The 24,158-nt window shown below is 70.6% G+C and carries 21 protein-coding genes; 10 read left to right on the top strand and 11 right to left on the bottom strand.

Features of this window, described 5'->3' with window-relative positions; genetic code table 11:
- Nucleotides 1–75: 75 nt before the first annotated feature.
- Nucleotides 76–2,520, top strand: coding sequence for a SpoIIE family protein phosphatase (locus ACLU3S_RS13640; protein ID WP_413952064.1), 2,445 nt, complete (start codon nucleotides 76–78; stop codon nucleotides 2,518–2,520).
- 394 nt (nucleotides 2,521–2,914) lie between these two features.
- Here ACLU3S_RS13640 and ACLU3S_RS13635 read toward each other — a convergent pair whose 3' ends face one another.
- A complete protein-coding gene (locus ACLU3S_RS13635; RefSeq protein ID WP_413952063.1) occupies nucleotides 2,915–3,511 on the bottom strand; it encodes a TetR/AcrR family transcriptional regulator in 597 nt (198 codons plus the stop codon).
- Between the two features lie 72 nt (nucleotides 3,512–3,583).
- Here ACLU3S_RS13635 and ACLU3S_RS13630 point away from each other — a divergent pair, with 72 nt between their 5' ends.
- A complete protein-coding gene (locus ACLU3S_RS13630) occupies nucleotides 3,584–5,188 on the top strand; it encodes an FAD-binding oxidoreductase (protein ID WP_413952062.1) in 1,605 nt (534 codons plus the stop codon).
- Nucleotides 5,189–5,234: 46 nt separating this feature from the next.
- Complete coding sequence (locus ACLU3S_RS13625; protein ID WP_413952061.1) at nucleotides 5,235–5,642, top strand: DUF3224 domain-containing protein; 408 nt, start codon at nucleotides 5,235–5,237, stop codon at nucleotides 5,640–5,642.
- Nucleotides 5,643–5,740: 98 nt separating this feature from the next.
- Here the strand turns inward: ACLU3S_RS13625 and ACLU3S_RS13620 are convergent, their stop codons facing one another.
- The gene (locus ACLU3S_RS13620; protein WP_413952060.1) at nucleotides 5,741–6,478 is read right to left on the bottom strand and encodes a flavodoxin family protein; all 738 of its coding nucleotides are present in this window, start codon (nucleotides 6,476–6,478) and stop codon (nucleotides 5,741–5,743) included.
- 209 nt (nucleotides 6,479–6,687) lie between these two features.
- Between ACLU3S_RS13620 and ACLU3S_RS13615 the strand changes: the two genes are divergently transcribed.
- Both ACLU3S_RS13615 and ACLU3S_RS13610 read left to right on the top strand, forming a co-directional pair.
- Nucleotides 6,688–8,379, top strand: coding sequence for an acetolactate synthase large subunit (locus tag ACLU3S_RS13615; RefSeq protein WP_413952059.1), 1,692 nt, complete (start codon nucleotides 6,688–6,690; stop codon nucleotides 8,377–8,379).
- Nucleotides 8,310–8,624, top strand: coding sequence for a VOC family protein (locus ACLU3S_RS13610; protein WP_413952078.1), 315 nt, complete (start codon nucleotides 8,310–8,312; stop codon nucleotides 8,622–8,624). The genes ACLU3S_RS13615 and ACLU3S_RS13610 overlap by 70 nt, the downstream gene beginning before the upstream one ends.
- Nucleotides 8,625–8,663: 39 nt before the next feature.
- Here ACLU3S_RS13610 and ACLU3S_RS13605 read toward each other — a convergent pair whose 3' ends face one another.
- The 4 genes from ACLU3S_RS13605 to ACLU3S_RS13590 form a co-directional block, all read right to left on the bottom strand.
- Nucleotides 8,664–9,563 carry an NAD-dependent protein deacetylase gene (locus ACLU3S_RS13605; RefSeq protein WP_413952058.1) on the bottom strand — a complete coding sequence of 300 codons (900 nt, stop codon included), beginning with the start codon at nucleotides 9,561–9,563 and terminating at the stop codon, nucleotides 8,664–8,666.
- Between the two features lie 287 nt (nucleotides 9,564–9,850).
- Nucleotides 9,851–10,237: an ArsR/SmtB family transcription factor gene (locus tag ACLU3S_RS13600; protein ID WP_413952077.1), complete on the bottom strand. Its 387-nt coding sequence runs from the start codon at nucleotides 10,235–10,237 to the stop codon at nucleotides 9,851–9,853.
- 192 nt (nucleotides 10,238–10,429) lie between these two features.
- Nucleotides 10,430–10,804, bottom strand: coding sequence for a hypothetical protein (locus tag ACLU3S_RS13595; protein WP_413952057.1), 375 nt, complete (start codon nucleotides 10,802–10,804; stop codon nucleotides 10,430–10,432).
- A 390-nt stretch (nucleotides 10,805–11,194) separates the two neighbouring features.
- Nucleotides 11,195–12,067: a helix-turn-helix transcriptional regulator gene (locus ACLU3S_RS13590; RefSeq protein ID WP_413952056.1), complete on the bottom strand. Its 873-nt coding sequence runs from the start codon at nucleotides 12,065–12,067 to the stop codon at nucleotides 11,195–11,197.
- 190 nt (nucleotides 12,068–12,257) lie between these two features.
- Here ACLU3S_RS13590 and ACLU3S_RS13585 point away from each other — a divergent pair, with 190 nt between their 5' ends.
- Nucleotides 12,258–13,019, top strand: coding sequence for an SDR family oxidoreductase (locus ACLU3S_RS13585; protein WP_413952055.1), 762 nt, complete (start codon nucleotides 12,258–12,260; stop codon nucleotides 13,017–13,019).
- Between the two features lie 226 nt (nucleotides 13,020–13,245).
- On the opposite strand, the gene ACLU3S_RS13580 is transcribed toward ACLU3S_RS13585, so the two are convergent.
- The 3 genes from ACLU3S_RS13580 to ACLU3S_RS13570 are packed head-to-tail and all read right to left on the bottom strand — an operon-like array spanning nucleotide 13,246 to nucleotide 16,433.
- Nucleotides 13,246–14,118: a carbohydrate ABC transporter permease gene (locus ACLU3S_RS13580; protein WP_413952054.1), complete on the bottom strand. Its 873-nt coding sequence runs from the start codon at nucleotides 14,116–14,118 to the stop codon at nucleotides 13,246–13,248.
- Between the two features lie 11 nt (nucleotides 14,119–14,129).
- Nucleotides 14,130–15,077, bottom strand: coding sequence for a carbohydrate ABC transporter permease (locus tag ACLU3S_RS13575; RefSeq protein WP_413952053.1), 948 nt, complete (start codon nucleotides 15,075–15,077; stop codon nucleotides 14,130–14,132).
- 12 nt (nucleotides 15,078–15,089) lie between these two features.
- Nucleotides 15,090–16,433, bottom strand: a complete 1,344-nt coding sequence (locus ACLU3S_RS13570; protein WP_413952052.1) for an extracellular solute-binding protein — start codon at nucleotides 16,431–16,433, stop codon at nucleotides 15,090–15,092.
- A 462-nt stretch (nucleotides 16,434–16,895) separates the two neighbouring features.
- Between ACLU3S_RS13570 and ACLU3S_RS13565 the strand changes: the two genes are divergently transcribed.
- The 3 genes from ACLU3S_RS13565 (at nucleotide 16,896) to ACLU3S_RS13555 (ending at nucleotide 20,608) form a co-directional block, all read left to right on the top strand.
- Nucleotides 16,896–18,734 carry a glycoside hydrolase family 2 protein gene (locus ACLU3S_RS13565; protein WP_413952051.1) on the top strand — a complete coding sequence of 613 codons (1,839 nt, stop codon included), beginning with the start codon at nucleotides 16,896–16,898 and terminating at the stop codon, nucleotides 18,732–18,734.
- A gap of 187 nt (nucleotides 18,735–18,921) precedes the next feature.
- On the top strand, nucleotides 18,922–19,941 hold the full coding sequence (locus ACLU3S_RS13560) for a LacI family DNA-binding transcriptional regulator (RefSeq protein ID WP_413952050.1): 1,020 nt from the start codon (nucleotides 18,922–18,924) through the stop codon (nucleotides 19,939–19,941).
- 166 nt (nucleotides 19,942–20,107) lie between these two features.
- Nucleotides 20,108–20,608, top strand: coding sequence for an NUDIX hydrolase (locus ACLU3S_RS13555; RefSeq protein ID WP_413952049.1), 501 nt, complete (start codon nucleotides 20,108–20,110; stop codon nucleotides 20,606–20,608).
- A gap of 115 nt (nucleotides 20,609–20,723) precedes the next feature.
- On the opposite strand, the gene ACLU3S_RS13550 is transcribed toward ACLU3S_RS13555, so the two are convergent.
- The gene (locus ACLU3S_RS13550; protein ID WP_413952048.1) at nucleotides 20,724–22,001 is read right to left on the bottom strand and encodes an MFS transporter; all 1,278 of its coding nucleotides are present in this window, start codon (nucleotides 21,999–22,001) and stop codon (nucleotides 20,724–20,726) included.
- Nucleotides 22,002–22,308: 307 nt separating this feature from the next.
- Between ACLU3S_RS13550 and ACLU3S_RS13545 the strand changes: the two genes are divergently transcribed.
- Nucleotides 22,309–22,668, top strand: a complete 360-nt coding sequence (locus tag ACLU3S_RS13545; protein ID WP_413952047.1) for a hypothetical protein — start codon at nucleotides 22,309–22,311, stop codon at nucleotides 22,666–22,668.
- Here the strand turns inward: ACLU3S_RS13545 and ACLU3S_RS13540 are convergent.
- On the bottom strand, nucleotides 22,662–23,861 hold the full coding sequence (locus ACLU3S_RS13540; protein WP_413952046.1) for an acyltransferase family protein: 1,200 nt from the start codon (nucleotides 23,859–23,861) through the stop codon (nucleotides 22,662–22,664). The two genes, ACLU3S_RS13545 and ACLU3S_RS13540, sit on opposite strands and share 7 nt — an antisense overlap.
- Nucleotides 23,862–24,158 lie beyond the last annotated feature (297 nt).

Below are 24,158 nucleotides of genomic sequence, written 5' to 3'. Positions count from 1 at the left end.
GCTCGCGCCGAGGCGCCAGTCGTTCCGGCACTCGGCGCCGCCTTGCCCTTTCCCGCACCTGCCGAGGAGATATCCATGACGACCACCGACGTCACAGTGCGTAATCAGTTGGCCACGGAGGAGTCGCGGGAGCTGGCGGCTGCACTGCTCGATGACCAGGGGACGGTCATTGCGTGGACACCGGACGCCGAGCGACTCGTGGGGTACGCGGCCGAGCACGTGGTGGGCAAGTCCGCCGCAGTCGTCCTGTCCTGCGAACAGGCGCCGACCGCGCCGGCGTTCATCGCGCAGTGCAGAGCGCGCAGCGGGTGGTCGGGCAGGACGGCGGTGCGCCACCGAGACGGCCACATGTTCGACGTCAGCCTGCGGGTGTCGAAAATGTGGGGCAAGGACGACAGAGTCGGGTGGCTGGTGTCCGTGGGTGACTCCGGCACGCACTCCTCGGGAGCGGTTGACGGATCGGTGCAGGAGGCGCTGCTTGCCCGAGCGCCGATCGGGATCGTCCTCCGCGACACCGAACTGCTGTGCACCTGGGTCAACGACACGATGGAGCGGTACGACGGCATCTGCCGGGAACGACGGCTCGGGCGTCCCCTCTTCGAGGCGTGGCCCAACGCCAAGATCGAGTCGCTGGAGGCGGTGATGCGGCAGGTGCTCGGGTGCGGCAGCACCACGATCCACGAGTTCCGCAGGTGGCTGCCCACCGGCCCGCGCCGTGAGCACACCTTCGCGGGCTCGTTCTCCTGTCTCCAAGGTGCCGACGGCCGGCCTCTGGGACTCTGCGCCATCAGCGTCGATGTCACCGAGAGCCGGCGGGCGCGTGAGCGTTTCAGCCTCCTCGGCGAGGCGACGTCGCGACTCGGCGGCTCCCTGGACGTGGAGCAGACCAGCCAGGAACTGGCCGATCTCGCCGTGGCGCTGTTCGCCGACTTCGCCGCGGTCGACCTGGAGCACTCGGTGCCGTTCGGGAAAGGGCCCCCGGTCCACTTCGGCTCGACGCGCGAAGGCCTGCCGAGGCTCCGGCGTTCCGCCCTGTCCTCCATCCGTGAGGGCGTTCCGGAGGCGGCGTGGGCGCGCGGCGAACCGGTCCATCTTCCGCCCGACTCACCTCTGACCGAGGTGCTGCGCACGGGGAGTTCCCACCTGGAGCCGATCCTGAACATTGGTTCGGGCACATGGGTGGACGAGGACCCGACGCGGGCGGTGAAGATCCATGAGAACGGCATGCATTCTTTGATGGTCGTGCCCATCCAGGCGCGGCGCGCCCTGCTGGGATTCGCCGTGTTCATGCGTACCGAAAACCCGGTGCCGTTCCAGGAGTTCGACCTGCTGCTCGCCGAAGAACTCGTCCGTCGCGCCGCGGTGTCGCTGGACAACGCTCGCCTGTACGTCCGGGAGCACAACACCGCGCTCGCGCTCCAACGCAACCTGCTGCCGCACCGCTTGAGGGGCGGCAAGGCGGTCGACGCGGCATCGCGCTACCTGCCCGCCGACGTGGACAGCGGTGTAGGGGGTGACTTGTTCGACGTGATCCCGCTGTCGGGTGCGCGCGTCGCCCTCGTCGTCGGCGACGTGGTCGGGCACGGGCTGCACGCCGCCGCCGCGATGGGCAGGCTGCGCACGGCCATCCACACCCTCGCCGACATGGAGCTGTCACCCGCCGAACTGCTGGCCCATCTCGACGACACGGTCCAGCGACTGGCCGAGGAGGACGCGGGCGCCCCCGATCAGTCTCCCGCGGTGGTGGGCGCCACATGTCTCTACGCCGTCTACGACCCGGTCTCCCGCAAGTGCACCATGGCACGGGCCGGGCATCCGCCGCCGGCGATCATCGATCCGCAGGGCCAGGTCAGCTTCCCCGACCTTCCCACCGGTACCCCGCTCGGCCTCGGTCTCGGGATCCCGTTCGAGGCCGTGGAGCTGGAGCTGCCCGAGGGAAGTCTCCTCGCCCTGTACACCGACGGCCTGATCGAGTCCCGCGACCACGACATCGACGTGGGAATGCGTCGCCTGGCTGCCGCCCTGGCGCAGCCCGCCGACTCCCTCGATGACCTCTGCGTCCGCGCGACGCAGATCCTTCCGGGGCAGGCACCGTCCGACGACGTCACCCTGCTGCTGGTCCGCACCCACGGCCTCGCACCCGCGCGGGTCGCCGCCTGGGCCCTGCCGGGTGACCAGACGGCCGTCCGCGACGCCCGGCGCCTGGTGGCCCGGCAGCTGGCCGACTGGGGCCAGGAGGGCCTCGAGGACTCCACCAAGCTGATCGTCAGTGAACTGGTCACCAACGCCGTCCGCCACGGAACCGGCCCGATCGTGCTGCGCTTGATCCAGCATGACGTGCTGACCTGCGAGGTGTTCGACACCAACGCCGGCTCCCCACGTCCACGCCGTGCACGGACCGTCGACGAGAGCGGCCGCGGCCTCTTCCTGATCGCCCAGCTCTCGCGCAGGTGGGGCACCCGCCGCGTCGTGGGAGGCAAGGTGGTCTGGGCGGAGGAGGAGCTGGTCGGCGCGGCATGACCGGGGGAGGGGCCGGTGCCGTACCTCCACGCCCGCGAGAGCCCCCGGATTCTGGCGTTGGCCCACGGGAGGCAGGGCGGTCCTGGAATCTCTTGCGAGGCAGAAGGCGCACGGCTCGTCACGGATGCGGACGGGTCCGGTGCGCCGGAGTGCGAGCCGTGGCCGAAGGGCGATGGCCCGTCGGTACCGGGCAAGGCCCTCGGAGGTGTGGTGAAGTGCGAGCCGGGGCAGCCGATGCTCACGCTCGTCGACGAGGAAGAGCTGAAGGAGCGGGCGCACCTGCGCGCCCCGCGTCCCACCGGGGACTGACACGGCCGTGGACAGGGTGCCGTCGGCGGCTTCCCGGCTCTGCTGACCGGGACCGCGCCACCCGCGGCAGCCGGGGGTGCGCGGATCAGCCGCTGCCCAGCGCCGCGAGCAGCCGCGCGCACCGGGCCGTCATCTCCGCCGCGCTCTGCTGCGGGTGATCCGACCACCAGCGCATGACCGCGGTCACGGCGTACTGCCAGACGTGATTGAGGAGTTGGTGGTCGAGCGGGTCGTCGTGTCCGGCGCGGGCCAGGAGCTGTGTGGCGCCCGCGGCGCCCATGGTGGCGAGCCGTACGCGGTAGTGGTTGACGGCCTCGCGCATCTCACCGGCCGGTGGCAGCGCCGGGTCGTAGAGGACGGACCAGGCGTGCCGGCACCTCTCGACCGTGGTGAAGATCGCGGAGAGGGTGTCCAGCGCGTGGTGGGCCGAGCCACTGCGGGAGCCGGAGGCGGCCACGGCCTCCACCAGCAGGCCGCCGACCCGGTGGACGCAGGCCAGGTACAGGCCGTCCTTGGAGCCGAAGTAGCTGTAGACCAGCGGTTTGGAGATTCCCGCGCGGTGTGCGACGGCGGCGACGGACACGCCCGCGTAGCCGTGCCTGCCGAACTCCTCCACGGCTGCGTCGATGATCTGTCTCTCCCGGTCGGCGCGGGAGACGCCCTTGGTTCCGGCCTTGCCCATGGCGTGCACCCTAGCCCATGATGTGACCCGTCGGTAATTTACCGATGGGTCACTTCAAGGGAGTGCGCGGGCATGACGCGATCGTGGTGGGGATGGGGAAACGTCGAGGACGCCGTACGCGGCGGCGAGCTCCAGGCGCTGCTGGACCGCGTCCGGGTGCTGATGCCGGGTGACCTGACCGATCACGAGCCGCCGGACATCGCCTCGCTCGGCCTGCCCCGGCCCCGCGTGACCGCACCGGCCGCGCTCGCCGGGCTGTGCTCCGCCGACCCGGCCGACCGCGCCGCGCACGCGCACGGCAAGGCATACCGGGATGTGGCGCGCAACCTGCACGGGGATCTGCGTCATGTGCCGGACCTCGTCGCCAGGCCCCGCGACGAGCGTGACGTGACCGACCTCCTCGACTGGTGCACCCGCGAGGGCATCGCAGTGATCCCCTACGGCGGAGGCAGCTCCGTGGTCGGTGGCGTCGAGCCCCGGTGCGCCGACCACCCCGGCGTGGTCACCGTCGATCTGGGCCGGCTGGACCGGGTTCTGGAGATCGACCCGACCAGCCGGGCCGCACGGATCCAGGCCGGCGTGCTCGGCCCTCAACTGGAGAGCCAGCTCAGAGGCCGCGGACTGACCCTGCGTCACTTTCCGCAGTCCTTCGAGTTCTCCACGCTGGGCGGCTGGCTCGCCACGCGCGCCGGCGGTCACTACGCGACCCTGTACACGCACATCGACGACCAGGTCGAGTCGATGCGGGTCGTCACACCGAGCGGCGTCAGCGAGTCCAGGCGGCTGCCGGGCTCCGGGGCCGGGCCGTCACCGGACCGGCTCTTCCTGGGCAGCGAGGGAACGCTCGGCATCATCACCGAGGCGTGGATGCGTCTGCAGGAGCGCCCGCGCTGGCGCGCCCGGGCGTCGGTGCGGTTCGGCGACTGGACATCGGCGGTGGCGGCCACCCGGGCGATCGCGCAGAGTGGACTGCACCCCGCCAACTGCCGCCTCCTCGACACGGCAGAGTCGTTGATCAACGCGGGCGTGAGCGTCGGCGGCGGCCTGCTCGTCCTCGCCTTCGAGTCGGCGGATCACCCGGTGCACCACCGTCTGGAGCGGGCCTTGGAACTGTGCCGCGACCACGGCGGCAAGCCGTCCGCCGACACCGGCGGCCCCGCGCGGGAAGCGTCCGCCGAGGACTCCTCCGGCCCGGACGCCGCGGAGTCCTGGCGCTCGGCGTTCCTGCGGATGCCCTACCAGCGCGACGCGCTGGCCCGCCGTTCCGTGATCGCCGAGACGTTCGAGACGGCCTGCACCTGGGACCGATTCGACGCGCTCCACCAGGCGGTCACGCAGGCGGCCCGGCAGGCCATCTTCGAGGTGGCCGGAACCGGGGTGGTCACCTGCCGGTTCACCCACGTCTACCCGGACGGACCGGCACCCTACTTCGGCGTGTACGCACCCGGCCGCTGGGGCAGCACCGTGGCCCAGTGGGACCACATCAAGGCCGCGGTGTCCGAGGCCATCGAGACGCACGGCGCCACGATCACCCACCACCACGCCGTCGGCCGCGACCACCGCCCCTGGTACGACCGCCAGCGCCCCGACCCCTTCGCCGCCGCGCTGACCGCCGTCAAAACCGCCCTGGACCCGGCCGGCGTCCTCAACCCCGGAGTCCTCCTCCCGGCGCCGTGAGCCGTCTGCGGGGCCTGGTGTCAGACCCTGCCGATACGGTCGTCGCATGAGAGCTTCCGGAACGTTCACCGTCACAGCGTTCGTCCCGACCGGGCTGACACCGGAACCGGCCGTGGCGACCGGGCTCCCGGTCGGTATGGCAACGATGGAGAAGCAGTTCGACGGCGAGGTCGCCGGCCGCTCGGCGACCCTGTTCACCGCTGCCTACGACCAGACGACCGGCGTGGGCACCTATGTGGCCATGGAGTCGTTCGAAGGCTCGCTCTGCGGCCGGGCCGGCGCCTTCAACTTCGTGCACTCGGCGACGACCTCCGGCACCGATCGCGCGGCGGAGTTCTTCACGATCGTGCCCACGAGCGGCACGGGAGGCCTGGCCGGGATCTCCGGTGCCGGGGGGCTGGCCGTCGACGCCGATGGAACGCATCGCATCTGGTTCGACTACCAGTTGGGATGACCGGACGGAGGGCGCCGCGGCGTCCGTCACGCCGCCGCAGGCTCACGGGTGGGTGGGGCGCAATGCGACGGTCGCCGCCGTCCGCCCTCGGCATCGCGCTAGCGGTGCTCGGGGTTCTCGTGGTCGCTGCGGCAGCCGGCGTCCCAGGCACTGCGCTGGTTGCCGTAGGCGGGGATGCCGCCGAGGTCCTTGAGCGCGCGGGCCAGGTGCAGCAGGTTCCAGGTCATGAACGTGGTGTTGCGGTTGGTGAAGGCGTTCTCGGGGCCGCCCGAGCCGGGATCGAGGTAGGAAGGGCCGGGGCCCGCCTCGCCGATCCATCCGGCGTCCGCCTGGGGAGGGATCGTGTATCCCAGGTGCTGCAGACTGTAGAGCACGTTCATGGCGCAGTGCTTGACGCCGTCCTCGTTGCCCGTGATCAGACAGCCGCCGACGCGGCCGTAATAGGCGTACTGACCGGCTTCGTTGAGCAGGCTGGAGCACGCGTAGAGGCGCTCGATCACCTGCTTCATCACGGAACTGTTGTCGCCCAGCCAGATGGGACCGGCCAGCACGAGGATGTCCGCCGCCAGGACCTGCCGGTACAGGTCCGGCCAGGCGTCCCGCTCCCAGCCGTGCTCCGTCATGTCGGGCCACACACCGGTGGCGATGTCGTGATCAACTGCCCGCACCACGTCGACGTGCACGCCCTGCGCGTCCATGATGGCGGTGGTGCGGTCGATCAGCCCCTGGGTGTTGCTCTTCTCCGGCGACCGCTTGAGGGTGCAGTTGATCACCATGGCCCGCAGGTCGTCGTACCGGGCCGGCGGCGCATCGGTGGCAGACGGCGAAAGGGTCACACAAGCCTCCTGGAGCCCTGCCGCCGCACGGTGCGCGGCGAAGCGTTCACAATCGGGGTCCAGCCTGCGAGGACACCGCGGCGGGCGCCAGCGCAGAGCCTCCGAATGGCACCATCGGACACGCGGCCGACGCCCGGGCGGCCGATCAGCCGCTCCGCCCGCCCGCTGAGGAATGGCGGGACGCGGCAGGGCGTGCCTACGGTCGTGGGGTGGGCACCGAACAGGCGACCGGGCCGCGGAGCGCGACGGCGGTGGAGGACGTCGCGCACCTGCTGGTGCGCTGTCTGCGCGCCGAGGGCGTCGAGTACGTCTTCGGGATCCCGGGCGAGGAGAACATCCGTTTCGTCGACGCCCTGGACGGCTCCGGCATTCGCTACATCCTGGTCCGCCATGAGCAGGCCGCCTCCTTCATGGCGGAGATATACGGCCGGCTGACCGGCCGGGCCGGGGTGTGCTCGGCGACTCTGGGGCCCGGCGCGATCAACCTTCTGCTGGGCACCGCGGACGCGACGACCAACAGCGCACCGATGATCGCCCTGTCCGCCCAGGGCTCACTGCGCCGCATCCACAAGGAGTCGCACCAGGTGATCGACCTCGTGTCGATATTCGCCCCGGTCACCCAGTGGGCAGCCCATGTCACCTGCCCGGACGCGGTGCCGGAGATGACCCGCAAGGCGTTCAAGACCGCGCAGAGCGAGCGCCCCGGCGCGGTGTTCCTCGCGGTGCCGGAGGACATCGAAGCAGAGAGCCCGACGCAGTCGCTGATGCCCCTGCAGATCGACACGGTGCGCGCCGACGCACCGTCAACCTCTCAGATCGCACGGGCAGTCGACGTGCTCACTGCCGCGCGTCACCCCGTCGTGCTGGCGGGGCACGGCGCGGCCCGGTGCGGCGCCTCGGACGCCCTGATCCGCTTCGCCGAGCGGCTGAACGTCCCGGTCGCGACCACGTTCCACGGCAAGGGCGTGTTCCCCGACGACCATCCGAACGCCCTCGGCGCGGTCGGGTTCATGCGCCGCGACTACGGCAACTTCGGCTTCGACCGTGCCGATGCCCTGATCTGCGTGGGCTACGAGATCCAGGAGTTCGACCCCGTCAAGATCAACCCGGACGGCGACAAGCGGATCGTGCACCTGCACCGGTTCCCCGCCGAGGTGGACGCACACTACCCCGTCGCCGTGGGCATCGAAGGCGATCCCTCCCAGGCGCTGGACGCACTCGGCGCGGCACTGCCGAAGGGCCTCACCTACGACCCGTCGAGCAGCGCGAAGATCCGCACGCTGCTCGACGAGGAACTCGCCTACGGCCGCGACAACGAGGCGTTCCCCCTGGTGCCGCAGCGTGTGGTGGTCGATGTGCGCACCGCGCTCGACCGGCGGGACATCGTGCTGGCCGACACCGGCGCCGGGAAGATGTGGATGTCCCGCCTCTATCCGACCTACGAGCCGGACACGTGCCTGGTCTCCAACGGGCTGTCGAGCATGGGGTTCGCGCTGCCTGGCGCCATCGCCGCCAAGCTGGCCCGGCCGGACCGGCGGGTGCTGGCGATGACGGGTGACGGCTCGTTCCTGATGAACTCGCAGGAGTTGGAGACCGCCGTCCGCGAGCGCGTACCCCTGGTCGTCCTCGTCCTCGTGGACCAGGAGTACGGGCTGATCACCTGGAAGATGGAACTCGAACTCGACCGCCACAGCCACACCCGGTTCACCAACCCGGACCTGGTCGCCTACGCCGAGAGCTTCGGCGCGCGCGGCCACAGGATCGAGAACGCCGGCCAACTGCTGCCCGTGCTCCGCAGCGCCCTCGACGACGACACGGTCTCCGTGATCGCCTGCCCCGTCGACTACACCGAGAACCTGCGCCTGACCGACCGGCTGGGCAACCTCACCGGCCCGTTCTGACGGCGACCCTCGCGCGCGGCACCGGGACAGGGTCAGCGAGCCGCATGTGGTGGGGTGCCGCTCCGGCGGACGGCGAGCAGCGCACCATGATGCACTTCGGCTTCCAGGTGGGCGACCTGGACGAGGCGGTCGCTGAGGCCGTGGCCAGGGGAGCGTCACTGGCGCCGCATCAGCCGCGCGCGGACGTGCGCGGGCTGTTCGACCCGGCCGGCCACCCGTTCTGCCTGCGCCGTGATCACGCGTAGGCAGGGGATACCTTCGACGAGCGCCTTCACGTGCGCGTTTCAGGCTGCCGCCTGGCCGTCGAGGGGAATGCCCAGGTGGCCGGCCACGCTGCTGAGGGCGGGTCCCAGGGGGAGGCCGACCCGCGTGCGGGCGTGCCGGTCGCCCCGGGTGGGGGCCAGGTTGACGATCAGCACAGGTTTTCCTGCCTCGGCTGCCTGGCGGACGAACCGGAGCCCGGACATCACCGTCAGTGAGGAGCCGAGGACCAGGAGCGAGGCAGCCTCACGGACCAGGGTGCGGCAGTGCTCGACCCGTCCCGGCGGTACGTTCTCGCCGAAGAACACCACGTCCGGTTTGAGGATGCCGCCGCAGATCGTGCAGGGCAGGACGCGGAAGTCCCCGACCTGTTCGTCGGTGAGGTCGGCGTCGCCGTCCGGGTTGATGCCGGCAGCCACCGGCTCGAAGCCCGGATTGGCCGCCTCCAGTCGCCTGGCGAGGTCGCGGCGTGGGCTGAAGGCGCCGCAGGAAAGGCAGACGACACGGTCCAGGCTTCCGTGGAGTTCCACGACAGCCTCACTGCCGGCGGCCTGGTGCAGCCCGTCGACGTTCTGAGTGATCACGCCCGAGAGCAGGCCGTGCTGCTCGAACGCGGACACGGCCCGGTGGCCGGCGTTGGGGCGGGCGCGGCCGAACGTGCGCCAGCCGAGGTGGCTGCGCGCCCAGTACCGCCGCCGGGCCTGGTCGTCGGCGGTGAAGTCCTGGTAGGTCATCGGGGTGTGCCGGCTCAGGCTCCCGCCCTCACCCCGGTAGTCGGGGATCCCCGACTCCGTGGAGATGCCCGCCCCGCTGAGCACCAGCACGCCGCCTGCGCTCAGCGCATCGGCGACCGGCTGCAGATCCGTGGTGCCCGGCGGCAGATCCTCGGCGGGGGTCCAGCTCAGAGTGGGGCGCGTACGCATGCCGCAAGGATACGGAACAGGCCGCGATGGGTCGTTCCTCCAGGTCAGCGCTTGGCGCACCGTGCCCGTGCCACCGCGCAGCAGCGGTCCGGGAACTCCTCCGCGAGCGTGTGGTCCAGGGTCGATCGGCGGCTGAAGGCCGGCTCCGCGACAGGCAGGCCAGCAGACAGGGCGGGACGGCGTGCGCGGGCCTTCCACGCCTGCTGCGCGGCACAGGCGCCGGTGCCGCTCGCCGCGTGGATCACCCCGAGGCGGCGCGTTGACGCTCTGCCGGCTCAGGGTTCGCGTCAGTGTGCGCCGGTCTCGACGGAGGATGCGGCCGCCGCTGCTGCTTTGGGCGAAGAGTCGTCGGCCTGCCGCAGTTCGGCGAGGAGCTGGTTGCGCCCGGCCAGCAGCTCGGTCAGGATGCGGCGCGCCGCACGCAGGAGCTCGGCCACATCGCCGCCGGCGAGTGCGTATGTCACGGTGGAGCCCTCTCGCGTGGACACGACGATGCCCGCGCGGCGCAGGACGGCCAGCTGTTGCGAGAGGCTGGAGGGCTCGATCTCGATATCGGCGAGCAAATCCCGCACGGGTACCGGGCCGTGCTGCAGCAGTTCCAGGACCCGGATGCGCGTGGGGTGCCCGAGCATGCGGAAGAACTCTGCCTTGGCTTGATAAAGAGGGACCTGCATAGCGCTCTTCCTGCCTGTCGCGGTGGCCTCCCATGGCGCGGCCGTGCCTGAGGGAACGGCCGCGCCATGATCCTGCCTGTTCATCCTTCTCGGTCCTGGCGGCTCTCGTTCATGAATTGTCGTCCTCTCCATGTGACGGCTTGAAGAAGTCTTCAATTGGTGAGCTTGCGTCAGCCCGGACCTCAGGCGTGCCTAGACCTCGAGTTGTCCTTCGATCTTCTTGAGCTGATGGCGGGCCATGGCCAGGTTGGAGCGGGCCCTGTCCATCACGAGGTAGAGGAACAGCCCGTTTCCGTCCCGGCCGGTCACCAGCCGGATGAGGTGGTACTGCGTCCCCAGCGTGATCAGGATGTCCTCGATCTGGCTCTTGAGCCCGAGAAGCTCCATGGTGCGCACCTTGGCGCGGATCACGTCCGTGTTCCCGGCCGATGCGACGGTCAGGTCCAGGTCCTTGCCCCCGCCCAGGGTGCCGAGGGCCATGCCGCTGGTGTAGTCGACGACGGCGGCCCCCAGCGCCCCCTCGATCCCGGCCATCATTTCCTTCAGTGCCACTTCCACAGTCGCCATCGGCGCCCTCCCCTTGGTTCTCGACTTCGGCCGGCTCCGCTTCCGGACCCGCCCGGTCACCGCACCGTATGTGTCGCGACCCCGCCCGAGAGGTGCCCTGTTCGAGACCGCCCCAAGATGATCGGGAAGCCGTTCAATGCGGTAATCCGCTGATCGGAGTTGCCGTGTCGACGGAGGCGGTATGCCCCGTGACCGGCCTCCGCCGGTCAGCCGCCGCCCGGAAGACCTTCTACCGCGGGCACGGTCGGCTCGCCGGCGCTGCCAGGGCCGTAGGGAGGAGCGGATCGGGGCACGGGGGTACGTTCTGAACGCCCTCGTCCGGTTCAACACCAGGGGACCGAACACGTGGCGCGCGCGTTCCGGCTGCGATGCCGGGACGGCGCGTGTTCGTCAGGGTGTCTTCGGGTCCGGGACGTCCGCCGGCCTGTCCTGACCTGTGCCGGCGGACTCGCTGTGTGCGAGTGCGGCGAGGAGCCGCAGTTTCTCGTCGCTGTCGCTGTCCTTGTCGGGGTAGTAGACGACGAGGATGACATCGTCGATGGGGAGTTTGTCCCGGTGGAGGCGTAGTTCACCGACGACCGGGTGGTGGACCGTGGTCGTGCCCCCGTCGAGAGCGCGGACGTCGTGGCGGGCCCACAGGGTACGGAACCGCTGGCTGGACAGCGCGAGTTCTCCGACGAGCTCGACGTAGCGGGGGTTGTCGGTGTCGTCTCCGATGGTGGTGCGCAGGGCGGCGACGAAATCAGCGGTGGCTTTCGTCCAGTCCTGGTGGAAGGCTCGTTCCTCGGGGTCCAGGAGGAGGGAACGCAGCCGGTTGTGGCCGGGCCTCAGCCGGGGGGAGAGCGCGACGGCCATGGCGTTGGAGGCCAGGACGTCGAACGCGCGCCCTTCGACGAACGCGGGGATCTGGAGGTGGGCGAGCAGCTGGTGCACCCGCGCCGGCACGTGCTCGGGCCGCTTGCGGCGTGGCGCCCTGGGGCGTGCGGCTGCGAGGCCGAGCAGATACGCCCGTTCGACGTCGTCGAGCTGCAGGACCCGCGCGAGCGATTCGAGCACCTGCGGTGAGGGGTTCTTGTCACGGCCCCGTTCCAGGCGCAGGTAGTAGTCGGGACTGATGCCGGCGAGCAGGGCGACCTCCTCGCGGCGCAGGCCGGGCACGCGGCGGTTGCCGCCGGACGGAATACCTGCCTGTGCCGGGGTGACCAGCTCCCGCCGGGCACGAAGGTAGCTGCCGAGCCGGTTGCCGGATTCCTCGTCCTTCATACCGACACCGTAATGCGGCGCGCGTGTCTCAACGGGGGCCCTGGCAGGACCAGGGACGACGGGGGCCCTGCCACACCCGGCGAAGGCCGTCAAGACTGGGTGACGCCCTCGTGAAAGAGACAGGGAACATCACTGTCCGCGCCGGGACGGGACTGCACGCCGTCGGCGCCTTGACTGAAGGGAAGATCTCGTGGATCTCTCCAACCGCACCGTTCTCGTCGTCGGCGGAACCTCGGGCATCGGGCGGGAGCTGGCCCGCCGGTTCGCCGCGGCGGGCAGCACCGTGGCCGTCGGCGGCCGCAGCCCTCAGGCACTGTCGGAACTCGCTGGGCAAGGCTTCGGCACGTTCGGTGTCGACGTCACGGACAGTGCCTCCGTCGCTTCCTTCCGTGATGCCGTGCTCGCCCGGTACCACGGCCTGGACACCGTGGTGACCATGTCCGGGGTCATGCTCATGGAGGACCTGCGAGACCCCGCGCACTTCGAGGCGGCGGCGACGACGATCGACACCAACCTGCTCGGCACCATCCGGGTCATCGACGCCTTCACCCCCCACCTGGTCCAGCGGGGCGCCGGCACCTTCATCACCGTCACCTCCGGCATCGCCTTCCTGCCGTTCCCGCCCATGCCCAGCTACGCCGCCTCGAAGGCCGCGGTGCACGCCTACTCGGAGGCACTGCGCGCGCAGCTCGACGGCACCGGCGTCGGCGTCGTCGAGCTCGTCCCCCCGGCCGTCGCCACGGCGGGGCAGGAGAAGGTGAACCCGCACGCGCTGCCCCTCGACGACTTCGCCACCGAGGTCATGCACTTGCTCTCGGAGAACCCCACCCCTCGCGAGATCCTCGTGAAGGGCGTCCTCATGCACCGCTGGGCCGAGCGCGACGGTACCTACGACGACCTCGTCGCACAGCGCTCCCAGGCGCTGGCCATGCTCCCCGGCCGCCGGCGCTGACGTCCTCTCCCCCCTCCCTCGCTTCGCGCACCCGGGCGGCACAGGGGCAGCCACGCGTGCTGCTCCGAAGCCCCCTGTCCGATCACGCGAACCGGCGGACCGGACTGCTCGTCCTCGCTGCTCCGCGGCGACGTCCCGGCGGTGGCTCGCACATCAACACGGTGAAGCCACCGCCGGGCTGAGGGCCCGAGCGCCCACGCCCCGCGCGTCGGGGCGGGCCGCACCGTCACTTGATGCCCGTCGTGGCCACTCCCTGCACGATCTGGCGCTGGAAGACGAGGAACACGGCGATCAGCGGGAGGAACCCCAGGACCGAGGAGGCCATCACCTCGGCGTACTGGATGTTGCTGTTGCTGACCAGGGAGGCGAGGCCCACCGGGATGGTCTGGGACTTGGTCTGGTTGAGGACCAGGAGAGGCCAGAGGAAGGAGTTCCAGGTGGTGATGAAGGTCAGGATGGCCACCGTGGACAGGGCGGGCCGGCAGATGGGCATGCAGACGCGCGCGTAGACGCGCCACCAGCTCGCCCCGTCGATGCGGGCGGCCTCGATCAGCGCGACGGGGATGCCGCGGAAGAACGACTGGAAGACGAAGACCGAGATCGGCGCCGCGACCGAGGGAAGGACCAGAGCCCAGAAGGTGCCGAGCAGGTGGAAGGACCGGTACTCGACGAACTGCGGCAGCACGAGCGCCTCGCTCGGCAGCATCAGCCCCGCGGCCACCAGGGCCAGCACCGTGGCCCGGCCGCGGTAGCGCAGGAACGCCAGGGCGAAGCCGGCCATGGAGCAGAAGACCACGGTGAAGAGCACGGCCAGGGCCGAGATGACCAGGCTGTTGAGGTACCAGGTGCCGACCGGGTGGTTGTCCCACGCGGAGGCGTAGGCGTGCAGGGACCAGCCGCCCGCGAACGGTGACGTCGGGTTCTGGGTGATGGATCCGTCGGAGCGCAGCGAGGTGGCGATCGCCCAGGCGAAGGGCACCAGCCAGATCAGGGCGAACAGGGTGAGGCACACGGCGCACAGCCGGTTGAAGAGCTTCGCGCCGTCGACGGCGGGCACGCCCTTCGTCCTTGCGGGCCGCGGCTGGGTGATGGTGGTCATGGATCCTCCGCTCAGGCCGCGGTGCCGGTCGCGCGTCGGCGTCGCAGCCCGTACCAGGCCGCCGAGACCGCGACGATGATGACGAAATAGACCAGGGTGGCGGCAGCGCCGTAGCCGCCCCGGTAGGAGGTGAAGCCGGTGTCGTAGATGTACTCGATGACCGGGCGGGTGGATTGGTTCGGCCCGCCGGCGAGGAGCAGGTAGATCTGGTCGAAGACCTTGAGCGAGGCGAGGATCTGCAGGATCAGCACCAGGCTGGTGGTCCGGCCGAGCAGGGGGACCGTGATGTGGCGGATCTGCTGCCAGGGGCCAACCCCGTCGATGGCCGCCGCCTCGTGGACGTCCGGTGGGATGTCCTGGATGGCGGCGGTGTACAGGACGAAGTTGAAGCCGAAGGTCCACCACAGGGTCATCAGCGTCACGGCGGTCCAGCCGCCCGAGGTGCTGCCGATGAAGTCCGGCACCGGAAGTCCCACGGCGCCGAAGACCTTCGGGAGGAGCCCGATCTGCGGGGTGTACATCCACAGGAAGATCAGGGCGACCACGGACGAGGGCACGACGTACGGCGCGAAGAACGCCAGGCGGTACAGGACGCGGCCGCGCCGGACGCGGGAGGCGAGGACGGCGCCGGCGAGCGCCAGGACGACCAGTGGCGGTGTGGTCAGCAGGGTGAACAGCACCGAGTGCCACAGGGCGTCCCAGAACTGCGGGTCCGTGACCACCTCGGAGTAGTTCGACAGGCCGACCCAGTCGCCCGGACCGCTCTTGACGGTGGTGGTGTTGAAGAAGCTCATCACCACACCCACGAGCAGCGGACCGACCAGGAACACCACGTAGATCACGAGGAACGGCGCGGTGAGCAGCGCGCCGGCCCGGCGCTCGGAGCGGGGCGGCCGGTCGGGGGGCGGGGCAGCCGTGGATGCCGTGGGTGCCGGTCGGGTCGGGACGGCGGTCGTCATGGTGGCTGTCTCCTACTTCATCGTGACCGGCGGTCGGGCCGTGGTGAACCGCTTCAGGTCGGAACGCAGGCTGGACACGGTGCCCTTGGGGGTGAGCCGTCCGGCGATGGCCTCGATGATCGTTCCGCCGATGACGCTCTGGAAGTCCGAGCCCGCGCCGGTGTACCAGGCCGCGGGGTCGTAGTGGGCGTTGAAGGCGGCCTGCACGTAGTTGCGCTGCGGCGACTGGTCGAGGAACGCCTTGCTGCGCTGGGTGGGCAGCCAGGCGGGGATGTGGCCGCCCTCGGCCCATACGGCGCTGTTGTCGAGCAGGCTCTTGATGAAGAGGGCGGCGTGGTGGGTGCGGGTCTGCGAGCGCCTGTCGTTGCGCGGGACGACCAGGGCGTGCGAGTCGGCGTACGCCACCGGCTTGGGACCCAGCAGCGCCGGGAAGGGTACGACGTCGAAGCGGAGGCCCTTGACCTGCCGGTAGGAGGGGATCTGCCACTCGCCGTCGAAGAGGAATCCGGCCTTGCCGGTGCTGAACAGGGCGTTGGCTCCCGATCCGTTGAGGGTTCGCGGCATCAGCTCGCCGGCGGTGAGGCTCTGCATGAAGGCGACCGTCTCCTGCACCGCCTCGTCGTCGAGGGCGATTCTGGTGCCGGAGTCCGTGACGATGGGGCCGGCCAGACCGGAATAGATCGTGCTGAAGTAGCGCCAGGCCGTCGACGGATCGGCGATGATCGACATCACCGCGCCGTACTGGGCACCGCCCGCCGTCTTCATGGCCTTCACGGCGGCCAGGAAGTCCTCTGTGCCCTTCAGGGCGGTGAGACGGCCGCCGGCTGGATCGAGGAGGCCGGCCCTGCGGGCGAGGTCCACGTTGTAGTAGAGGACGAAGGGGTGGGTGTCGAGGGGCACCGCGTACGCCGTTCCCCGCAGCGAGGCCTTGTGCCAGGCAGCGGGGGTGAACCGGTCCGCGGCGACGTCCAGCCGGCCGACGCCGGTCCGCTCGATCGGCTCCAGCAGGCCGGAGGCCGCCAGGAGGGGAAGTCGCGAGAGGTGGACGATGCCGACGTCCGGGGGAGTGCCGCTCGCCGTGGCCAGGGCCAGCTTCGTGTAATACGGATTGCCCCAGGAGAGGACGGTCGCCTCGAGCGAGACGCCGGGGTGGCTCTTCTTGAACCTGTCCTCCATCGACACCATGTTGGCTCCGTCGCCACCGGTGAAGAGGTTCCAGAAAATGACGTCCGCGGTGTTCGGCTGTGTGCCCGCCAGACCGGACGCGAGCGGGGAGGAACATGCCGCCAGCCCTCCGGTCAGGGCGAGTCCACCGCCGAGGGCCAGGAACCGCCGGCGCGCCAGTGCTCCGCTCATAGGGTGTGCACCTCGTTGATTCGGGTGTGTCCTCGATGGCGCAGACCCTGGCATACGATTTACATCGATGCAATAGAGCGATGCGAAGAAGCCGCCTCCAGGACTCCGCCCGCCCGGTTCCCGGCGCGGGTCCCCGCGGTCCGGGCGACGGCGCTCCCGGGTGGGTCGTCAGGCCGGCGGCAACGGCGCCGCGCGGGACGCGAGTGCGCTGAACTGCCGTAAAAAACCCCGCCAGTCGTGGGTTCAGGATGCGGCGAGCACGCCGGGCCTCCGGTGCCGGCGGCGCCGGACGCGGTCACGCAGAGGCCCGGCGTCGGTACTGCGCCGGGGCCGCCACCGCGTCGCCGGTGGGGCCGTGCGGGCCTCTTACGACACTTGCATCGATGTAAATGATCACTCATGATGACAGGGCTTCGACCATGGCAAAAGCCGTCGCCGGGCCATCCGGCAGAAGGAGGATCCGTGAGGGCTACCGAGCAGGACGGGACGTATCCGAGGCCGATCCTGCGGCGGGAGCGGTGGCACAGCCTCGACGGCGTCTGGGAGTTCGGTTACGACGACGCGGACGAGGGCGAGCGCGCCGAGTGGTTCGCCGAGGGGGCGGCCGGCGGCTTCGACCGGGAGATCACCGTCCCGTTCCCACCCGAGGCCCCCGCCTCCGGCATCGGCGAGACCGCGCCGCACGCGGTGGTCTGGTACCGCCGCCGCATAGCCCACGAGGTCCTGGCGCCCGGCGGCGGTCGACGGGCGCTCGTGCACTTCGGAGCCGTCGATCACCGGGCGAAGGTCTGGCTGGACGGCCGGCTGGTGGCCGAGCACGTGGGTGGCCAGACGCCTTTCACCGCCGACGTGACCCATGCGCTGCGCCCCGGCGCCGACGAGCACCTGCTCGTCGTCCGCGCCGAGGACCAGCCCGCCGACCTCGCACAGCCGCGCGGCAAGCAGGACTGGCAGGACCGGCCGCACGAGGTCTGGTACGAGCGCACCACCGGCATCTGGCAGAGCGTGTGGACCGAGACGGTGGCCGCCCAGCACATCACCGACCTGGCCTGGATCCCGGACCCCGCGCGCGGCGTCCTGGCCGAGATCACGCTGGCGCGGGTCGCCCCGGTGACCGTGGAGATCGTACTGAGCCATGACGGCGAGGTACTGGCCGAGAGCACCAGCACGGTGCGCACGCCGCGCAGCCGCATCGACCTCGTCATCCCCGCCCTGCGCAACGGCATCGACCGCGAAGAACTGCTGTGGAGCCCCGAGCGGCCCACTCTGCTCGACGCGCGGGTGACTGTGCGCGACGCCGGCACCTCCGCGGCGCTCGACACGGTGCACAGCTACGTCGGCCTGCGCAGCGCGGGCGCGGGTCGCGGCGCCTTTCTGCTCAACGGCCGCCCCTACTACGTCCGTTCGGTGCTCAACCAGGGCTACCGCCCGGACACCCTCATCGCGAACACGGGGACCGCCGAACTGCGCCGCGAGGTGGAGCTGATCAAGGCGATGGGCTTCAACGCGGTCCGCATCCACCAGAAGGCCGAGGACCCGCGTTTCCTGTACTGGGCGGACCGGCTCGGGCTGCTCGTGTGGGGCGAGACCGGTGCCGCCTACGAGTTCGGCACCGAGGCGGTGGAGCTGCTCACCCGCGAATGGCTGGACATGGTCAGGCGCGACCGCAGCCACCCGTCGATCGTCACCTGGGTACCGGTCAACGAGAGCTGGGGCGCCTCGGACATCCCGCGCGACCCCGCGCAACGGCACTACTCCGTCGCCCTGGCCAATCTCACCCGGGCCCTCGACCCGACCCGGCCCGTGATGTCCAACGAGGGCTGGGAGCACACGGACAGCGACATCCTCGGCGTGCACGACTACTGCTCCGACCCCGAGGAGCTGACCCGGCGCTACGGTGACGCCGCCGCGTTCGACCGGCTGCTGGCCGGCCCCGGCCCGCAGGGACGCGTGCTGACGGTTGGTGCGGCGCAGGCCGAGCGATACGCCGCCGGCGCCGCCCCCTTGATGATCACCGAGTTCGGCGGCCTCTCGGTGCGCGCCGACGACGCCGACTTCTCCTACACCCGGACGGACTCCGCCGATCAGTACGCGGCCCTGCTGGGCGACATCTTCGCCGTGCTGCACGCGAGCCCGATCGTCGCGGGCTTCTGTTACACGCAGTTCATGGACACCGCCCAGGAGACCAACGGCCTGGTGTACGCCGACGGTTCGCCCAAGCTGCCGGTGGAGACGATCCGCCGCATCGTCCTCGGACGGCGGCCCCAGCCCGAGGACACACCACAGTCGTCTCAGGCCTGACCGCTCCCGGCGGCACCTCGGCCACCCGCCGCCGCGCTCCGCAGGCCCCGCCGCTCGTCGCAGGCCCGGGACGCGGCATCCGCCTCACATCGATACATCGATGTAATCTGCATCGCATGGTCGCCGGGGTCGCTCGGAACGGAGGCGTGCCGGCCGATAGGATCCCGCGACGGAAAGGAAGTGGAGCGTGGCGGCCAAGCCGAGGATCAAGGACGTTGCGGAGTACGCCGGCGTCTCCCCGAAGACCGTCTCCAACGTGATCAACAACTTTGAGCACGTGTCGGAGCGGACCAGGACCGCCGTCCAGGAAGCCATCGAAGCGCTCGGCTACCGGGTCAACCTCGCCGGCAGGCAGCTGCGCCAGGGCCGCACCGGCATGATCGCGCTGGCGGTTCCGGAACTGGACGTCGCCTACTTCTCCGAACTGGCCAAGCACGTCATGTCCGCCGCCGACCGGCACGGACGCACGGTGCTCCTGCACCAGACCGGCGGGGCGCGCGAGCGCGAACTGTCCGCCCTGCACGGGTTCGACGCCCACTTCACCGACGGGATCATCCTCAGCCCGCTGTCGCTGACGCCGCGCGACCTCGCCACGCGTGACGCGCGGCTGCCCGTCGTACTCCTGGGAGAGCGCCAGGCGCCGGGCGCCGTGGACCACGTGGGCATCGACAACGTCGCGGCCGCACGTGAGGCCACCGAGCACCTGATCGCCCGGGGGCGGCGCACCATTGCGATCGTCGGCGGTGCGGTGCGCGGCCAACAGGGCACCGACAGGCTGCGCACCAAGGGCTACCAGGCCGCCCTGCGCGCCGCCCGCATCCCTTTCACGCCGGATCTCGTGCTGCCCGTCGAGCACTACCACTGGCAGGACGGCGCCCGGGCGGCCGCCGCCGCGCTCGACCGGCGTCCCCGCCCGGACGCCCTCCTGTGCCTCAACGACCACCTCGCGCTCGGCGCGCTGCGGGCACTCCACGAAGCGGGCCTGCGCGCGCCGGACGACATGGACGTGGTGGGCTTCGACGACATCGAGGCGTCGCGCTTCAGCGTGCCGAGCCTGACCACCGTCGCCCCCGACAAGGAGGCCATTGCGGACATCGCGGTGTCCCTGCTCGTCGACCGGATCGACGGCCGGGGCCCGCACGACGCCATCGACCGCGTCGCCGGCCATCGACTGGCCGTGCGGGAGAGCACGGGACGCGGGATCTGACCGGCCGGGGTTCACGGACCGGGGCCGCGCCACCGGCCACACTCCCGTGGCCGACCGGCGGGGACGGCCATCGTCGTCGCACTCGGCGTGCCTCGCACCGCGCCGCCGCATACCGACATCGAGGAAGCGGGCACACCAAGGCAACGCCCGGCCTAGGCTCTCGGTCATGCCCGCACACCAGCCGTTCACCGTGGACCCCGGCGTCGAACTGCCGGTCCCAGCACCGTGGGAGCTGTGGACCGTGGGTGCTGTCGTCCTCAACGACAGCGGTGAGGCCTTCGCCCAGAAGCGAAGTCCGCACCGTCGCCTCTTCCCCGACACCTGGGACATCGTCGGCGGCCATGTCGAGGCCGCAGAGACCCTCCTCGAGGCTCTCGCGCGCGAGGTCGAGGAGGAGACCGGCTGGCGCCTGCGCCATGTCCGGCGCCTTCTGGGAGTCGCCACCTGGATTGGGGACGACGGAGCCGGACTCCGTCACGAGGCGGACTTTCTCGTCGAGGTCGAAGGGGATCTGGACCGTCCGACCCTGGAATGGTCCAAGCACTCGGCCTACGGCTGGTTCGGCCCCGACGCCCTGGATCGCCTGAAAGAGAACCGGAAACCCGGAGAGTTCCTGATCCACGATCTCATTGCACGAGCTGTGCGGGATCGCCGTGACAGAGTGTGAGCCGGGTCCCTCACCACTCCACGCGAGTGTCAAGGACGCATGGAACCGGTCGAGCACGCCGTGAAGCTCCACGGTGTCGATCGGGTCGATCCCCAGCGGATCGGGCGACGGGCCGCTACGCCTGCTCCACCTCGCGATCGCGGTTCGCCACCCTCGGCCGGCCGTCCGGTACGAGGCGGTTGATGCGGTACACGTCCGCGACGCAGAGGTTGAGGACGGCCGCGGCGTCGATCATTCCGGCGCACGCCAACAGCACTCTTCGGCTGTTCCACACGTGGGCCGCGAGCGCGGTGACGAGATAGCCGAGGGGGACGGCGAGGCGTTCCCCGACACCGTTGAACGCGCTCATGCGGCCCTGTTCCACTGGGGGGACGTGCTGTTGGAATGCGGTGGTCCACGCGACGATCGCGACATCGAGTCCGATTCCCGCCAGCAAGGCGGTCCCCAGAACAAGGGGCAGTGGCACTGCGCGGGCCATGGCTGCCAGGGGGAGCGCGAGGGCACCGCTCGCGGTGATCGCGACCGTGAGCAGTCGGTACGGCTTCCAACGCAGGCATACAAGCGTTCCCGCCAGCAGACCGGAGGAGAAGGCCGCCTGGATCAGACCCCAGCCGCGTGCCCCGGCGTACTGCCGGGCAGCAACAAGGGGGCCGAGAAGCTGAAAGCCCGCCAGCCATGCCGCTACGAGGAGCGCGCCGGCAGCCGTATAGGTCCACAACCAGGTACGGGACCAGAAACCTGCCCAGCCTGCCCGCAGGTCGGCCAGGACGCCGTCGCTCGTGACCGGCACGGCTTCCAGACGCAGGCCCAGCAGCAGGACAGCGGCGACGGCGAACGTGCACGCGTCCCACGCCAGTGCCCATGCCGCGCCGCTCACGGCCACGACGAATCCGCCGACGACCGGACCGAGCACTTTGACCGCGTTGCCCGGGAGTCTGAGCAGCGCGTTGGCCTGCTGCAGATGTTCCTCGGGAACGATCTGCGCCACGGCCCCTTGCGTGGCCGGGACGATGAACGAGGCCGCCGTTCCGGAGACGAACCCGCACGCGGCGATCGACGCCGTCGTCGCATGTCCGGTGGACACGACGACGGCCAGCGCACCTTGCGCGCCAGCGGCCAGCAGATTCCCGAGGAAGAGGATCCGGCTCCGGGACAGGCGGTCCGCGAAGACACCGCCCATGAGCAGGAACACGATCGTGGGCACGGTGTTCGTGGCGAGCACGACGCCAAGAGACCCGGCTCCTCCGCCCTGGTCGATGACGGCGTAGGCCAGTGCGAGAGGAGCCATGGCAGACCCGGTCGCCGAGATGAGGTTGGCCGACACGAACCGCCGGAAAGCCGCGATCCTCAAGGGCGTACCCGTGGTCTTCGGTGACTCGGCGGCGCTCGTCATGTTCTCCCCTGGCTCGACGCAGCGGGCACCCTAGTGGAGGGGCACGTCGTGCCGAGCGCCGGGAGTCGGCCACCCGTGCCCGCCCCGGCTCGCCCGCGGTTCCGGCTGGTGGTGCTGCCGATGGCGCCCTGGGTGTCCGGCCACGCGCCCATCCGCCCATGGGAGGGCGTCCGGGCGTTGTGAGTCAACATCAGGGCGCCACGTGGTAAGGACATTCCCGCAGAGATCGGGCAGAGTCGAGTGCGTGCCCCTCGGGCAGGAAGACGGGGGTGCCGATCGACCCTGAGTACCGGAGAAGGCAGGATTCATGAGGAAGTGGAAGACAGCGGCCCTCGCCGCGGGCGCGCTGGCACTCGCGTTGGGCACGGCGGTGCCGGCAGCCGCCACGCCGATGGCGCCGGCATCCCGGACGGGGACGTTCTACGGCACGTATCAGCACGCCGACGGGTGCGTGTACCTGAGGTCCGCGGCCGGATACCACTACCTGCTGGTGGGCTACACGATGGGTGGCAACGGCGGCCTGTACAAGAAGGGCGGCGGCTTCATCGCATACCCGGGCCGGCGGATCGTCGCGCACGGCACCCAGTACAACAAGTCCAGCACCACCCTGTGCACGACATGGGGCGCCTACCGGCGGATCAAGGCGACGTCGATCTACGCCTACTGAGTCCGAGCGGGGTGACCGGGCCCCGCGCCGGGCCCGGCAAAAGGCGTGGTGCCGGGCTCGGCGCGGGCGCACGGCACGGCGCGGGTGTCCCGGGCGAAGCGTGCCTGAAGGGGCCGTTCGTACCGTCGATGCACCAGCAGAGCCAGCGCCTGTGCCGCCGCCATCAGCCCCACGGCAAACAGGACGCCGTTCAGCGCGGCGAACCGGTGGTTGACCCCGACGGCCTGCCGGGCGGACATCACCAGGGGAAAGTGAAGGATGTAGAGGGCGTACGAGGCCTCCCCCAGCGCGACTACGGCCGGCCGGGCGAGCAAACGGCTCCGGCCGTCGATGTCTCGGAGGGCCAGCGCGGCGATGGTCAAGGAGAGAGGCACGCCGTAGCCGGCGCCGAGGCAATACGGCCGGGGAACGAAAGGTGTTGCGGCGAATACGGTCGCCAAGGCTCCGATACGGGTCGGCGCGTTCAGGCGCGGCCAGGACTGCACCTGGACCAGACGCGCGGTGACGATTCCGAGCAGGAACTCCGCCAGCCGCACGGGCGGGAAGACGTAGCCGAACCACAGCGTGTTCAGACCGAGGGGCCAGCCCGGGACGGCTCGGCCACCGAGTTCCAGGGCCACCGCGGGGAGCACCAGGATCACGCCGGCGAGAGCGAGCCACGCGCTGCGCAGCCCGACACCGGTCAACCTGCGGGCAGCGGACATCAGCACCGGGAAGAGCAGGTAGAAGAAGGCCTCGCAGCAGACGGACCACGAGGGGTCGTTGAAGCCATTGAACACTTCTTGGGCCGGTACCCAGACCTTCACCAGGAACAGTTCGGCGACCCCGCCCGTCACGGTCGCGCCGCCGCCGGCCGCCATGGGGCTGGGGGCGGTCGTGACCCCGAAGAAGAGCGCACCCATCAACCAGCCCAGCGCGTGATTGGGGTAGATCTTCCAGAAGCGGCGTCGCCAGAAGGATCGGGGACGATCTCCCGGCCGGTGCGACCAGGCCAGCACGAATCCGGACAGGACGAAGAACCCGGATACCGCGGAGGTGGCCAGCGGCACCGCGGCGATCGAGAGCGCAGCCTGCAGTTTCTCGCTGAAGAGTGCCGAACCCGAGAAGGCATGGGCCGTCAGGACATTGGCCGCCAGGAGGAAGCGCAGCCCGGTCAGCGAGGGAAGTCCGGGCGAGCCGGAAGGGGACGGCATGCGCACCGTGTCTCCTTCGTCTCCGGGGCCACCGGTTGGTATGGGACCAATCTGCCATAAAGAGTCACATTCTCGACCGAACCTCACCCCATCGGAGAAAGCGGCGGCGGGCCGGCCGCTCGGGTGCTCGGGGTGCCCGCCGGGGTTGGGTGCGCGTTGCGGAGTCGGTGGTGGGCCCGGGGGCCGCGTGCCACAATCGGCAGGTGATCCGCTACCCGAGAGCGGGACCGTGGCGGACAACGCGCTTGTCGGGCAGGCGAGTTGACGCTGGTGTCGAGGGGAGGCCCGCGCGTTTGC

The organism is Streptomyces sp. AF1A (assembly GCF_047340315.1).
Classification (GTDB): Bacteria; Actinomycetota; Actinomycetes; order Streptomycetales; family Streptomycetaceae; genus Streptomyces.
This window is presented reverse-complemented; position numbering and strand designations above follow the sequence as displayed.

Excerpts from the sequence above, each read along its gene's own strand:
- ACLU3S_RS13640 (WP_413952064.1), top strand. The coding sequence starts at position 76 with ATGACGACCACCGACGTCACAGTGCGTAATCAGTTGGCCACGGAGGAG.
- ACLU3S_RS13635 (WP_413952063.1), bottom strand. The coding sequence starts at position 3,511 with ATGGGCAAGGCCGGAACCAAGGGCGTCTCCCGCGCCGACCGGGAGAGA.
- ACLU3S_RS13630 (WP_413952062.1), top strand. The coding sequence starts at position 3,584 with ATGACGCGATCGTGGTGGGGATGGGGAAACGTCGAGGACGCCGTACGC.
- ACLU3S_RS13625 (WP_413952061.1), top strand. The coding sequence starts at position 5,235 with ATGAGAGCTTCCGGAACGTTCACCGTCACAGCGTTCGTCCCGACCGGG.
- ACLU3S_RS13605 (WP_413952058.1), bottom strand. The coding sequence starts at position 9,563 with ATGCGTACGCGCCCCACTCTGAGCTGGACCCCCGCCGAGGATCTGCCG.
- ACLU3S_RS13600 (WP_413952077.1), bottom strand. The coding sequence starts at position 10,237 with ATGCAGGTCCCTCTTTATCAAGCCAAGGCAGAGTTCTTCCGCATGCTC.
- ACLU3S_RS13595 (WP_413952057.1), bottom strand. The coding sequence starts at position 10,804 with ATGGCGACTGTGGAAGTGGCACTGAAGGAAATGATGGCCGGGATCGAG.
- ACLU3S_RS13590 (WP_413952056.1), bottom strand. The coding sequence starts at position 12,067 with ATGAAGGACGAGGAATCCGGCAACCGGCTCGGCAGCTACCTTCGTGCC.
- ACLU3S_RS13580 (WP_413952054.1), bottom strand. The coding sequence starts at position 14,118 with ATGACCACCATCACCCAGCCGCGGCCCGCAAGGACGAAGGGCGTGCCC.
- ACLU3S_RS13575 (WP_413952053.1), bottom strand. The coding sequence starts at position 15,077 with ATGACGACCGCCGTCCCGACCCGACCGGCACCCACGGCATCCACGGCT.
- ACLU3S_RS13570 (WP_413952052.1), bottom strand. The coding sequence starts at position 16,433 with ATGAGCGGAGCACTGGCGCGCCGGCGGTTCCTGGCCCTCGGCGGTGGA.
- ACLU3S_RS13555 (WP_413952049.1), top strand. The coding sequence starts at position 20,108 with ATGCCCGCACACCAGCCGTTCACCGTGGACCCCGGCGTCGAACTGCCG.
- ACLU3S_RS13550 (WP_413952048.1), bottom strand. The coding sequence starts at position 22,001 with ATGACGAGCGCCGCCGAGTCACCGAAGACCACGGGTACGCCCTTGAGG.
- ACLU3S_RS13545 (WP_413952047.1), top strand. The coding sequence starts at position 22,309 with ATGAGGAAGTGGAAGACAGCGGCCCTCGCCGCGGGCGCGCTGGCACTC.
- ACLU3S_RS13540 (WP_413952046.1), bottom strand. The coding sequence starts at position 23,861 with ATGCCGTCCCCTTCCGGCTCGCCCGGACTTCCCTCGCTGACCGGGCTG.